A 12,541-nucleotide genomic window follows, 5' to 3' on the forward strand; every position below is an offset into this window, starting at 1 on the left:
TTCCTTTTCCGGACAATCGAAGAGATTGGCCCTGTTCCTGCTTATTCCGATGCTTTCAGGCTGCGTCGAGGGCGGCCCGGGACCCGGAGGTTATTATCCTCCGCAGCGGCCTCCACGACCCGAGCCGCAACCGCAAATGTGCACAATGGAATATCGGCCGGTCTGCGGCGAGCGCGGCGGGCGCTTTGAAACCTTCGGCAATGCCTGCCAGGCGCGCGGACGCGGCTTCCGTATCGTAAGCTCCGGCGAATGCCGTCGCCAGCCTGGACCGCTTCCTCCGCCGGGCCGTCCGGATCGTCCCGATCGCCCGGATTGGAACCAGCCTGGTCGTCCCGACAGGCCGGATCGTCCCGGAAGGCCTGAACAGTCCGGCTTCTGCACGCGCGAATACCGCCCGGTCTGCGGTCAGCGTGGATCGCGGACGCAGACTTTTCCGAATGCCTGCGAAGCCGCCAATGCCGGGTTTAGCGTTGTTGCATCCGGCGAATGCCGCCGCTGAAAGCGGACAAGGAACAACAGCAAAAATGATCAGCAAAACGTCGGGACAGCTGTTCCGGCGTTTTGCTTTGCGGCGCGGCTTCGGTTAGTTAAGCGCCTTTCCAAGGAGTTCCGTATGGCCGCACGCGACCGCTATTCCCGAAAACTCGAATGTTCCCAATGCGGCAACACCGGTTTTGCCGAAGTCTCCGAAACGGATGACAAGCGGCAGAGCAATCGCGATTTCCATATCGATGAATTGCCGCTTGGCTTCTCCACGGAGTTCGCGTCCACCGATCCGCGCAAATACATGCTGCGTTGCGGCCAGTGCGGCCACAAGTTCCGCTTCGAGCAGAAAAGCGTCTATGCGCCGGGTGGCGAGCCCCGGCGCTAGATCGAGTGGCGGGTGCTTTACTGGATCGGCCTTACTGGATCACTTGCCCGTTGACGCTGAGTGCCTTCCCGTCCTCGAATCTGATATCCCAACGCAGCCGTCCGTCCGGCTCCGTTTTCGCCATGCCTTTTGCCATCATGATGGCGAAGGAAACCTGGTTGAACTGCGGATCAACCTTGGCAGCCCCCTGGAAATACTGGATCAATCTGTCGATATCGCGGGCGAGGATCGAGGTTTCGAGATTGTAGCGATCCTTCTGGTCCGGGTAGCCGCTGATCTCGCCTGACGCCTCGACATCGTAGAGCGACGATCTGGCAACGATTTTCGGAAAATCGATCGTCAGTTGGCCGTCATCGAGGATCGCTTTGCCCAGACGCTCGCTTTCTGCCTCCGGCAACGGTCCAGGCTTCGACAGATCCATCTCCATCAAGGTATCCACAAAGCGCGTGAAATTGAGAGCGGCGATCCCGACTTCCATCTCGGCCATATCAGGCACCAGCCGAGCATAGACTTCCGGGACAAGACCGGACGGTGTGGAAATCTTCTCCACGCCGAGACCGACGCCGATGCGCGTCGCCTCGGAGGGCTCCGTCATCGTCAGGGTATAGTTGAGCTTATCGACCCCGATATCACCGACCTGACTTGCCACGGTGAACTTGTTGAATGCGATTTTCTCCGAAAGCGATGTGAAGAACGGCATCGCACCGCGGATGAGTTCCTTCAGCTCTGCGATCTCGGCTTCCGAGGGCCGTTCATCCTTGACCAGTTCCAGCATGAACGAGACGAGTTTCTGGATATTCTGCGCGACCACGCCTTCGACGCCGACGTCGAAATCGAGGCTCTCGGCGCGTATCTGCACCGGAGGCGCCTGTGGAGTGGCGATCCGCTCGTAGAACCTCGAAAACGACCCTGTGCCGTGAAAATCCGTAGCTCCGGCGGTCGCGCTATTCGTCGCACCGAGAGAGTAGTTCATGCCCGCGAAGCTTGCTTCGATCTCTTCCGTTCCGCTTTTCGACACCATACGGATCGGACCGGATGTCGCCTCGCCCGAGCGCAGATAGCTGATTGCCGGATCGAAAATGCCGGAAAACACGGCGTCCGTGACGGAATAGGTCATGCTGGTCGGCTTCCCATCAGGCGCCCTGCCCTGCACGGAGAAATTCATGTTGCTGTCGCTGTTCAGCTTCCACTGGCCGTTATTGAGTGGCGCCGCGAAGAGAGTGAACGGCGTCAGGCCCGAGACCGTGAAATTCTTCTTGTCGATCGTCTCGATAAGCCTGGCGATGTCGTAGGTGACCTCGTAACGGTCACCGGCCGGCCTCACAGTCAGAAAGCCGCTGCTGCGCGCGGAATCCGGCAGGAAATGGCTCAGATTGTCCTTGAGCATGCGGGCGCCCCGATCGTCGATCTCCGCCGCTTGCACGGAATAGATCGAAAATGCCGCTACCAAACCGGTCGCGATCAAGGTTCTTTTCATGCACAGCCCTTCCCGTGTTCAATCACAGGCCAATTTGGAAGATGGGTTCGGGAAGTCAAGTTGAACCAGCGCCTTTCCGGGCTGAAAAGCTTGCACTCCAAACCCTGTTGTATTATAGCCCGCCGGTCCGCGTAGACACCCTTGGAGGCAACGCGGATGAAGTGCACCTCGTGCCTTCGGTTTGACGCAGCGGCCAGCGCTTGCGGAAAACTCTCCAAACAACCTCGAAAGGACATGCCATGAGCCACGCATCTTACGAGCTCAAGGCCGAGGCGCGCGAACGGGTAGGTAAGGGGTCCTCCCGTGAACTTCGCCGCAACGGTTTCATTCCCGCTGTCATCTATGGTGATAAGCAGGCCCCCCTCGCGATCGCACTCTCGACCAATGAAGTGACGAAGCGCATCCATGCCGGCGGTTTCATGACCACCATTGCAACGATCGATGTCAACGGCCAGAAGATTCAGGTCCTGCCGAAAGACTACCAGCTCGATCCGGTCCGTGATTTCACCATGCACGTGGATTTCCTGCGCGTCTCCGGCGACACGGACGTCACCGTCGAAGTGCCGGTTCACTTCGTCAACGAAGAGAAGTCCGCAGTCAAGATCGGCGGCGTTCTCAACATCGTTCGTCACGCGGTCGAATTCCATTGCCCGGCAAACGCCATCCCGGAATTCATCACGGTTGACCTCACCGGCGCCAAGATCGGCGACAGCATCCATATTTCCGCCGTCACCCTGCCGAAGGGTGTGCGCCCGGTCATCGCCGATCGCGATTTCACCATCGCGACCATCGTTGCTCCGGCCGGCGGCGTTGAGGAAGCCCAGGAAGAAACGCCTGCTTCCGAAGCTGAATAAGCAAATCAAAGCAGAATGTTTGATCTTGAAACCCGCCTTCGCAAGAAGGCGGGTTTTCTATTGGCCGCAAAACACAATGCCGCTACGCTATTTCCGCAAATCTTTCAAATCTTGGCATATTCGTTTCAGTGAAGTTTAATGAATACGTGAAACTATGATCACTGCTTCAGCATGAGGGGACAATCCGGCATCAACCGGAAGATATATTGCAGGGAAGACGGATGAGTCGTTCCGTTGAGAGCCGTTTTATCGCGATCATTTCTGGCGCGCTTCTGGTCGTCGTCGCACCGCTGTTCACGCTGTTCCTGGCGCTTTCCTCGCAACAGGCTGCCATAAACCTCAGCGAGCACGTCAATCTCGTGCTGGTCACCAATTCCCAGGCGCTCGGCAAGCCGCTCTGGGAGCTCGATACGGTTAGCATCCACCAGATCGCATCCATGCTTGTGGCCGACCCTGCCATTCAGGGGGTGCAGATCAACGACAGCACGGGCAAGCTGAATATTTCCGAAGTGGATGTGAATCCCGCTGATTTCCGCGGTCTGAAATCGATCTCCGAGCCTATCGTCTACAAGTCGCCGCAGGGCATGCGGGATGTCGGCAATATTACCGTCTATGTGCCCGAACTCGGATGGTTCTCGGCACTACACCAGATGGAAATGGCCTTCATCTCCATCTTCATCATCGCCATTCTGACGGTTTTCGGCGTGGCGATCCTCGGCAACCGCGTAATGGTGATCAAGCCCCTGCTGCGGCTGACGGCCGCCATCGAGGCGACGCGGCGGTTAGGCTCGCGCCACCACGTCGACTGGCGCTCGAACGACGAGATGGGGCGCCTGGCGAAAAGTTTCAACGAGATGCAGACGCTGCTGGAACGCGAGGAACGCGAGCTCAAGCGGGCACATCAGCAGACGACGGAAATCTATAACCTGACGCCGGCCATGCTGTTTTCGCTCACTCCCCGCGATCAGATCGCGGCGGTCAGCGATTACTGGCTTCTTGCCACCGGCTATAGCCGCGAGAACGTCATCGGCCGCCCGTTCTCGGATCTCGTCGATTTTGCAGATCGGGAGACCTATCGGCAGCGGAAGGCACAGGGGAAATCAAACGGTCCGGCGATGGAAGTCACCGTCCGCTTCCTTTGCGCCGACGGCCACCTGATGGACGTGCTGATTGTCGAAACGGAACTGGGCGCCGCGGGAGCCAGCATGCCCGGTTCGCTCAGCGTCATGACCGATGTTACCGAACTCAAGCAGTCGGAACTGCGCAACCATCAGCAGGCGATCTCCGACCATCTGACCGGGCTTCTGAACCGCCAGGGTTTCGAAGCCATGCTCGACCGGAAGATCAGCGAAGCGGACAGGACCAGGACGGAAGTCGCCTGCCTCTTTGTCGACCTCGACCGCTTTAAGGCAATCAACGACAACCTCGGACATGCAGCCGGAGACAGCGTTCTTTGCCAGTTCGTCGAGCGGACGCGCCCCCTGCTGCGCCGCACGGACAGCGCCTCGCGCCTCGGGGGCGACGAGTTCGCCATACTGATCGCTGGCGAAAGCACCGAACGCCGCGCGACCGAGCTTGCCCAGAAGATCGTCGACACGTTCGAAGTGCCTTTCCGCATCCAGGGCACCGGCGTGCGGCTCAGCGCCAGCATCGGCCTCGCCTTCTACCCCAGCCACGCCGCCAGTGCTGCCGAACTTCTGCAGAAATCGGACATGGCCATGTATGCCCGCAAGCGCGACGGCAAGAACGGGGCACAGGTCTACGACCCGGCAATCCTCGACCAGACGCGTGAACGGGCGGAGATCGAGAGCGACATTGAGGTCGCCATCGCCGCAAGCTGGTTCGAGGCACATTTCCAGCCGATCGTCGATATCGACACCGGCATTCCTTCCGGCTTCGAGGCCCTCATGCGCATGCGCCATCCGCGCAAGGGGCTGATGTCACCGGCCGGCATCATCAGCGTTGCCGAGGAAACCGGCTCGATCAGTCAGATCGGCAACCTCATCCTTGAAGACGCGATGGCCAACCTCGCGCGCGTCTCTCGTCTCCCCGGCATGGAAGAAGCATATGTCGCGGTGAATTTCTCGCCGCTGCAATTCGAGCCCGGTTTGCTGGCGCGACTGACAGGCCTGCTTGGTCATTACGGCATGCAACCGTCGCGCCTTGTGATAGAGATCACCGAAGCGGTGTTGATGCACGACAACCCGGAAATCCGCACCATACTCAACGAGCTTCATCATTTCGGCTGCCTTATTGCACTTGACGATTTTGGCACCGGCTATTCGTCACTGAGCTATATGAGCCGTTTCCCGGTCGATATCGTCAAGATCGACCAGTCTTTCGTCCGTTCGCTCACCGACAAGGCGGATGATATCGGCAGCAAGAACCGGATGCTGATCGAAGGCATCAGCGCCATTTCCCATAAGATGAACTGCAAGGTCGTCGCCGAAGGCGTCGAAACCGAAGAACAGCGCGCCTTGCTCAGACAGATGGGCATCGATTATGCCCAGGGCTATCTCTTTTCGAAGCCCCGGGAAATTTCCGAACTGCTCTCGGCCCTATCAGCCCGGCAATCCGACGCAAGGTTCATGGCAGGTTAGCGGCCAGCGCCTTCCGGACGAGATGCTGGGTCAGAAATGGCTACATGCTTGCCTGGAGGGAAAAGATGAAGACTGCATCGCTGCTTCTTGCCGGTCTCAGCTTCGCGCCGGCTGCCATTGCCCAACAACCGATCATGTTTTCGACCGAATCCTATCCGCCGTTCGGCTATCGGGAGCCGGACGGCACTTATCGTGGCGCCGGCGTCGACCAGATCGAGATCATCATGCATGGCGTCGAAACGCCTTTCGTGATGGAGATCATGCCCTGGGCCCGCGCCATCATGCTTGCCGAGACGCAGCCCATGCACTGTGTCTTCGCTGCCGCCCGCACGCCGGAGCGCGAGCCTCGTTTCAAATGGGTGATGCCGCTCTTCATCGACCGCAACATTCTCATCCGGCATACCGGCTCCAAGGTCGATGCCAGCACGATCGAGGAGGCCAGGCAATATGCGGTCGGCACCCATCGGGGAGACTACACGGAAGCTCTGCTGAGGAACTCCGGCTTCCCCAGGATCGACCTGAGTGCCGATTTCGATACCACGCTCCGAAAACTGCTCGGTGACCGCATCGACATGATGCCGATGTCGCAAGGCGTCTACGAGAAACTGAAAGCGGAAGGAACGCCGATCGAGAAGGTCATGATCTTTTCCGAACAGCGTCTGGGCATAGCCTGCAACAAGGACGTTCCGGACGAGCTGATATCGAAGATGCAGGCAAACCTCGACGAGATGATCAGGAACGGCGCTCAGGACGCCATATTCAGGCGCTACGGCATCAATGAACCGCAATAGACGACGTGGCTCACGGAAACAGGTTGACTTTGCCGGCGTTTCGCGTTGGTGAAGGCGATCAGCGCAGAACGGATTTCTCCATGCTTATCATCGCAGGTCTCGGCAATCCTGGCTCCAGATATGCGGACAACCGCCACAATATCGGCTTCATGGCCGTCGACGCGATCCAGCGGCGACCCGGATTCTCGCCCTGGTCGAAAAAATTCAAGGCGGAGATTTCCGAAGGCGAACTGGGTGGCGAGAAAGTCTTGCTGATGAAGCCGCAGACCTTCATGAACCTCTCCGGCGAGGCGGTCGGCGAAGCCATGCGCTTCTACAAGCTCGGCCCGCAAAATGTCGTCGCCATCTATGACGAACTCGACCTGCCGCCCGGCAAGGCCCGCATCAAGACGGGCGGCGGCCATGGCGGCCACAATGGAATCAAATCGCTGGATGCCCATCTGGGCAAGGATTATCGCCGCCTGCGTCTCGGCATCGGTCATCCCGGGGCCAAGGAGCTCGTGCACAACCACGTGCTCGGCGATTTCGCCAAGGTCGACCAGACCTGGGTCACCCCCCTCCTCGATGCGGTGGCCGACAATGTCGAGATGCTGGTGAGGCAAGAGGATTCGCAGCTCATGAACAAGCTGGCGCTCGCGATCGGCGGCAAGCCTGACGAGGAAAAGCCGAAAGCTGAAAAATCGCCGCAACCGAAACCTGTTGGTAAATCGCACATCCACCAGGCACGCGGCGGTGCAAAACCGAATATCCCGACCACCGGCCCCATGGCCGAGATGCTGAAGAAGATGTTCGGCAGCAAGGGTGAGTGAGGGGTTACGAGCCCCCAATGCAAGACGGAAACTGAAAAGCACCAGATGATTAACGCTCTCGACACGGATAACATAGCTGCCGAACTGGTCACGCTGCGCGACTACTGGCGCTATGCGATCTCCCGCTTCAACGCGGCGAACCTGAGCTTCGGCCACGGCACGACGACAGCCGGCGACGATGCCGCTTTCCTGATCCTCGACTCCCTCGACCTGCCGATCGATGCGCTCGATCCTTTTCTCGATGCGCGCCTGCTCCCGTCGGAGCGCAAGCTGCTGGCCGAACGCATCGAGACGCGCGTAACCACCAGAAAGCCCTCTTCCTATCTGACCGGTCGCGCCTACATCCAGGGCGTTCGCTTTCATGTCGATGAACGGGTCATCGTGCCCCGCTCCCATATCGGTGAAATCCTGTTCACTGAATATCTCGGCGAGAACGGCTCCTCCTTCCTGCCCGATCCACTGAGCGTCGAAAGCGCCGTCGACATCTGCACGGGGTCTGGATGCCTCGCGGTGCTTGCCGCAAAATTTTTTCCGAATGCGGAAGTGGATGCCGTCGACCTCTCCTTCGATGCGCTGCAAGTCGCCGCGCTCAATCTCGCGGAACACAATGTCGAGGATCAGGTGACCCTTCATCAGGGCGACCTCTTCGCACCGCTCGGAAAGAAGAAATACGACCTGATCATCACCAACCCGCCCTATGTCGATCACGAGGCGATGACGGCATTTCCGGAGGAGTTTCAGGCCGAGCCGGCCATGGCCTTCGACGGCGGTGAAGACGGGCTCGACATCGTCCGCAGCCTGCTGGCGGAAGCACCGAAACACCTCAATCCCGATGGCGGCATGATCTGCGAGATCGGCTCCGGCCGTGAAATCCTGGAGGAGGAATTTCCCGATCTCGATTTCCTGTGGCTGGAAACCGCCGAATCCCAGGATGCGGTTTTCTGGATCACGGCCGAATCGCTCGGCGTCAGGGCGAAGAAGAAATAGGCAGGCACGCCCCTCGCCGTCGCAAGCCCGTTTATTCTTCGGGCTCGGTCGTGAACATCAGCGGAAAGCCGGCCTCCTTGGCGAGGTCCATCGCTTCCTTGGACTTGGTCTCGGCAATATCCCTGGCGCAGACCACGACCACGGAAGTGCCCAGGCGGTGGGCGGTCAGCATCACGCGGTAGCCGGTCTCCTCGCTCATGCGGAACACGGCCTTCAGCACCATGATGACGAATTCGCGCGGCGTATAGTCGTCGTTCACCAGAATGACCTTGTAGAGCTTCGGCCGCTCCAGCTTGGGCTTGGTGATCGTCTTTGGTTTGAGGATGATGTCTTCGGCCATCGGCTTCTCCTGATGACGTCCGCCTGACAAGAGACATGCGAGCTATATCGCACCGCACCCGGAATATTTCAAGCAATCGCGGCGTGATCGAATGTTCTATTGCCGCCGAACCCTTGACCCGGCACGCCCATTCCCCCATAGCCACAGCAACGAAAATTTCATAGATACAGGGTCCGGACCCATGGGTTTCAAATGCGGTATCGTGGGCCTGCCGAATGTCGGCAAGTCCACGCTCTTCAATGCGCTCACCAAGACGGCCGCGGCGCAGGCGGCCAATTATCCCTTCTGCACGATCGAACCGAACACCGGTGAAGTGGCGGTTCCCGATCCGCGCATGCAGAAGCTTGCGGCCGTGGCAGGCTCCAAGGAGATCATTCCGACCCGCATCTCCTTCGTGGACATCGCCGGCCTGGTGCGCGGCGCGTCCAAGGGTGAGGGCCTCGGCAACAAGTTCCTGGCCAATATCCGCGAAGTCGATGCGGTGGTGCATGTGCTGCGCTGTTTCGAGGACGACGACATCACCCATGTCGAAGGACGCATAAATCCGGTCGGAGATGCCGACACGATCGAGACCGAACTGATGCTCGCCGATCTGGAGAGCCTTGAGCGCCGCGTCGAGCAGACCCGCAAGCGCGCCACCGGCAAGGACAAGGATTCCATGGCGCAACTGCCGGTGATGGAAGCCGTGATCAAGCTTCTGAACGACGGCAAGCCCGCCCGGCTGCTCCTGAAGTCCCTTTCAACCGAGGAGGTCGGCATCCTGAAGGATCTCAACCTTCTGACCTCGCATCCGGTTCTTTACGTCTGCAACGTCGCGGAGGCAGACGCCTCGACGGGCAACAAGCACACCGAAGCCGTCGCCGCCATGGCAAAGGAACAGGGCGCCGAATGCGTGATCATCTCGGCTGCGATCGAGTCCGAGGTCGCGCAGCTTCCGGAAGACGAGGCGAAGGAGTTCCTGTCTGCTCTTGGGCTTGAAGAAGCGGGCCTCGACCGCCTCATCCGCGCCGGGTACCACCTCCTCGACCTGATCACCTATTTCACCGTCGGCCCAAAGGAAACCCGCGCCTGGACGATCGTACGCGGCACCAAGGCACCTGCCGCCGCCGGTGTTATCCATACCGACTTCGAGCGTGGCTTCATCCGCGCCTTCACCATCGCCTATGACGACTATATCGCCTATGGTGGCGAGGTAGGCGCCAAGGAGGCCGGCAAGGCGCGCGACGAAGGCAAGGAATATGTCGTGCAGGATGGCGACGTCATCCACTTCCGCTTCAACACCTGACCTGGGAGGCGGAGGCGCCGATGATGGAGGAACGATATTTCTTCGAGGATTTCGCTGAGGGCCGCGTTTTCCCGCTCGCGACGAAACGGGTGACGGCCGAAGAGATCATCGAATTCGCAGCCGAGTTCGATCCTCAGCCCATGCATCTTGACGAGGCGGCGGGCAAGGCCAGCATCCTCGGCGGTCTGTCGGCCTCCGGCTGGCATACGGCGAGCATGTTCATGCGCATGATGTTCGACGGCTGGCTGTCGCGTTCGTCGTCGGAGGGCTCGCCCGGTATCGAATTCATGCAATGGAAGAAGCCGGTACTGGCCGGCGATACACTTTCCGGCCGTTCCAAGGTGCTCGAATCCCGCCCTCTCCGCTCCCGCCCCGGCATCGGCCTTGTGAAATTCCTGCATGAGGTGGAGAACCAGCACGGCGAGGTGGTGATGCGCGGCGAAAACCCGATCATGATGCGGCTCCGCGAGGCACAGGAGAACGCGGCGTGAGACTGATCGAACTCTCCCCGCCGGGCCGCAAGATCATCACCGGCACCCTCGCCTTCACCGCCGAGGATATCATCCGCTTTGCGAAGAAATTCGATCCGCAACCTTTCCACGTCGATGCGGACGCGGCAAGGAATTACGTCTTCGGCGGTCTCTGTGCGTCCGGGTGGCATACCTGCGCCGGCTGGATGAAGACCTACATCGCCTATTGGACGAAGGAAGCAGCGCGCCTCGAAAGCGAGGGGATCTCTCCGCCCAAACTCGGCCCCTCTGCCGGTTTCAAGAAACTGCAGTGGCTGAAGCCCGTCTATGCCGGCGACAGCATCACCTATTCCATTTCCGTGACGGAAAGCCGCCCGCTCGCCTCGCGCCCCGGCACCTGGATCAACATGACCGTCAACGACGGCGTGAACCAGCATGGCGACGTCGTGATGCGGTATGAAGGCACTGTACTGGAATTCGAGTAGCGCTTATGTCGGCAGGCGTCTTCGCCCGCCCAATTCTCAATGGCCGGCGAATTCCACCAGCGTCCGGACCTCAACCCCAAGCGCTTCGAGTTTCTTGCGGCCGCCAAGATCCGGCAGGTCGATGACGAAACAAGCCGAGACGATCTCCGCGCCCAGCTGCCTGAGCAGCCTGACTGCGCCTTCTGCCGTGCCGCCTGTGGCAATCAGATCGTCGGTCAGGATCACCTTCTCGCCGGGCTTCAGCGCATCGACATGCATCTCCATTTCGTCCGTGCCGTATTCGAGACTGTAGGCCATCCGCACGGTCTCATGCGGCAGCTTGCCCTTCTTGCGGATCGGCACGAAGCCCGCTGAGAGTTGATGCGCCAGCGCGCCGCCCAGGATGAAGCCGCGCGCCTCGATGCCGGCGATCTTGTCGACGCCCAGGCCGACATAGGGTTTCACAAGCTCATCGACTGCCTGGCGGAAAGCAACGGCATCCCCCAGCAGCGTGGTGATATCGCGGAAAATGATACCAGGCTTCGGATAATCCGGAATAGACCGGATGGAGAGAGCGAGATCGGTTTTGAAAGACATGGGAGCCCGGAAGGATTGGTGAGACCACGAGGAATGAGCCTATCAAGTCGCGCCCATTCACCCAACAAAAAAGGCGACCGAAGTCGCCTTCCTATTGGCTTCTGAAACCGAAGTTTCAGTGTTCCTTGTTGGCGTAGACCGACTTTTTCGTCAGGTAGATCAGGCCGGTGAAGATCACAAGGAAAACCATGACCATGAAGCCGGTCCGCTTGCGCTCTTCGAGATGCGGCTCGGCGGCCCACATCAGGAAAGCGGAAACATCCTTGGCATATTGGTCGACCGTCTGCGGCGTCCCGTCGTCATAGCTCACCTGGTCGTCGCTGATCGGCGGAGCCATGGCGAGAGAGGCCGAGGCAACGAAATACGGGTTGTAATGCGTACCTTCCGGAACCTCGACACCTGCCGGCGGGTCCTGGTAGCCGGTGATCAGCGAGTAGATATAATCGGGGCCGCCTTCCTGGTACTGGGTGAAGATGTCGAAGATGAACTGCGGGAAGCCACGGGTGATACCGCGCGCCTTTGCAAGCAGCGACATGTCCGGCGGAGCGGCACCGTTGTTGGATGCGGCTGCGGCCTGTTCGTTCGGATAGGGCGGCGGGAAATTGTCCGAAGGAAGCGCCTTGCGGGCGAACATCTCGCCATCGTCGTTCGGCCCGTCCTGCACCTCGTAATTTCCGGCGAAGGCCTTCACCTGCGCCTCCGAATAGCCGAGGTCCTCGAGCGTACGGAAGGAGACGAGCTTCATCGAATGGCAGGCGGAACAGACTTCGGTGTAGACCTTCAGGCCCCGCTGAAGCTGGCCCTTGTCGTAGTGGCCGAACGGGCCTGCAAAGCTCCAGTCGACATGCTTCGGGTGATTGATCGGATAATGCGGCGTACCGCCTTCCGCATGCTCCGCACCGGCTTCGCCACTGCTTTCCTGCGCCACTGCCGAAGCGACGCCGAGACCTGCCATGAAGGCCAGCGACACGAGGCTTGCAACAAGCTTTTTCATTT

14 protein-coding genes are annotated in these 12,541 nt (G+C 59.7%); 10 read left to right on the forward strand and 4 right to left on the reverse strand.

Going from position 1 to position 12,541, the window contains the following annotated elements; all coding sequences use genetic code 11:
- Positions 1 to 49: 49 nt before the first annotated feature.
- Both JL39_RS07805 and JL39_RS07810 read left to right on the forward strand, forming a co-directional pair.
- A complete protein-coding gene (locus JL39_RS07805; RefSeq protein ID WP_152601085.1) occupies positions 50 to 499 on the forward strand; it encodes a Kazal-type serine protease inhibitor in 450 nt (149 codons plus the stop codon).
- Between the two features lie 114 nt (positions 500 to 613).
- The gene (locus tag JL39_RS07810; RefSeq protein ID WP_037148011.1) at positions 614 to 871 is read left to right on the forward strand and encodes a hypothetical protein; all 258 of its coding nucleotides are present in this window, start codon (positions 614 to 616) and stop codon (positions 869 to 871) included.
- 31 nt (positions 872 to 902) lie between these two features.
- Here JL39_RS07810 and JL39_RS07815 read toward each other — a convergent pair whose 3' ends face one another.
- The gene (locus JL39_RS07815; RefSeq protein ID WP_037148013.1) at positions 903 to 2,348 is read right to left on the reverse strand and encodes a hypothetical protein; all 1,446 of its coding nucleotides are present in this window, start codon (positions 2,346 to 2,348) and stop codon (positions 903 to 905) included.
- A 239-nt stretch (positions 2,349 to 2,587) separates the two neighbouring features.
- On the opposite strand from JL39_RS07815, the gene JL39_RS07820 reads away from it, so the two are divergent.
- The 5 genes from JL39_RS07820 to prmB all read left to right on the forward strand — a co-directional run bounded on the left by JL39_RS07820 (position 2,588) and on the right by prmB (position 8,389).
- Positions 2,588 to 3,202: a 50S ribosomal protein L25/general stress protein Ctc gene (locus JL39_RS07820; protein ID WP_037148015.1), complete on the forward strand. Its 615-nt coding sequence runs from the start codon at positions 2,588 to 2,590 to the stop codon at positions 3,200 to 3,202.
- A gap of 221 nt (positions 3,203 to 3,423) precedes the next feature.
- On the forward strand, positions 3,424 to 5,802 hold the full coding sequence (locus JL39_RS07825) for an EAL domain-containing protein (protein WP_037148018.1): 2,379 nt from the start codon (positions 3,424 to 3,426) through the stop codon (positions 5,800 to 5,802).
- Between the two features lie 65 nt (positions 5,803 to 5,867).
- Positions 5,868 to 6,593, forward strand: a complete 726-nt coding sequence (locus tag JL39_RS07830; RefSeq protein WP_037148651.1) for a transporter substrate-binding domain-containing protein — start codon at positions 5,868 to 5,870, stop codon at positions 6,591 to 6,593.
- A gap of 80 nt (positions 6,594 to 6,673) precedes the next feature.
- Positions 6,674 to 7,402 (forward strand): aminoacyl-tRNA hydrolase, encoded by a 729-nt coding sequence (gene pth, locus JL39_RS07835; RefSeq protein WP_037148654.1) that lies wholly within the window; start codon positions 6,674 to 6,676, stop codon positions 7,400 to 7,402.
- Positions 7,403 to 7,447: 45 nt separating this feature from the next.
- A complete protein-coding gene (prmB, locus tag JL39_RS07840; protein ID WP_037148020.1) occupies positions 7,448 to 8,389 on the forward strand; it encodes a 50S ribosomal protein L3 N(5)-glutamine methyltransferase in 942 nt (313 codons plus the stop codon).
- A gap of 31 nt (positions 8,390 to 8,420) precedes the next feature.
- On the opposite strand, the gene clpS is transcribed toward prmB, so the two are convergent.
- The gene (clpS, locus tag JL39_RS07845; protein WP_037148023.1) at positions 8,421 to 8,729 is read right to left on the reverse strand and encodes an ATP-dependent Clp protease adapter ClpS; all 309 of its coding nucleotides are present in this window, start codon (positions 8,727 to 8,729) and stop codon (positions 8,421 to 8,423) included.
- A 181-nt stretch (positions 8,730 to 8,910) separates the two neighbouring features.
- Here clpS and ychF point away from each other — a divergent pair, with 181 nt between their 5' ends.
- From ychF to JL39_RS07860, 3 genes are read left to right on the forward strand one after another with little or no spacing between them, the layout of a single operon-like run.
- Positions 8,911 to 10,014 carry a redox-regulated ATPase YchF gene (gene ychF, locus JL39_RS07850; protein ID WP_037148025.1) on the forward strand — a complete coding sequence of 368 codons (1,104 nt, stop codon included), beginning with the start codon at positions 8,911 to 8,913 and terminating at the stop codon, positions 10,012 to 10,014.
- A 20-nt stretch (positions 10,015 to 10,034) separates the two neighbouring features.
- Positions 10,035 to 10,505, forward strand: a complete 471-nt coding sequence (locus JL39_RS07855) for a MaoC family dehydratase (RefSeq protein ID WP_037148027.1) — start codon at positions 10,035 to 10,037, stop codon at positions 10,503 to 10,505.
- Positions 10,502 to 10,969: a MaoC family dehydratase gene (locus JL39_RS07860; protein ID WP_037148029.1), complete on the forward strand. Its 468-nt coding sequence runs from the start codon at positions 10,502 to 10,504 to the stop codon at positions 10,967 to 10,969. Before JL39_RS07855 ends, JL39_RS07860 begins: the two co-directional genes overlap by 4 nt.
- A gap of 36 nt (positions 10,970 to 11,005) precedes the next feature.
- On the opposite strand, the gene JL39_RS07865 is transcribed toward JL39_RS07860, so the two are convergent.
- Entirely contained in the window at positions 11,006 to 11,545 is a 540-nt protein-coding gene (locus tag JL39_RS07865; RefSeq protein WP_037148030.1) for an adenine phosphoribosyltransferase, read from the reverse strand.
- Between the two features lie 115 nt (positions 11,546 to 11,660).
- Positions 11,661 to 12,539 (reverse strand): cytochrome c1, encoded by an 879-nt coding sequence (locus tag JL39_RS07870; RefSeq protein WP_037148032.1) that lies wholly within the window; start codon positions 12,537 to 12,539, stop codon positions 11,661 to 11,663.
- Between the last annotated feature and the right edge of the window lie 2 nt (positions 12,540 to 12,541).

The organism is Rhizobium sp. YS-1r (genome assembly GCF_000757525.1).
Classification (GTDB): domain Bacteria; phylum Pseudomonadota; class Alphaproteobacteria; order Rhizobiales; family Rhizobiaceae; genus Neorhizobium; species Neorhizobium petrolearium.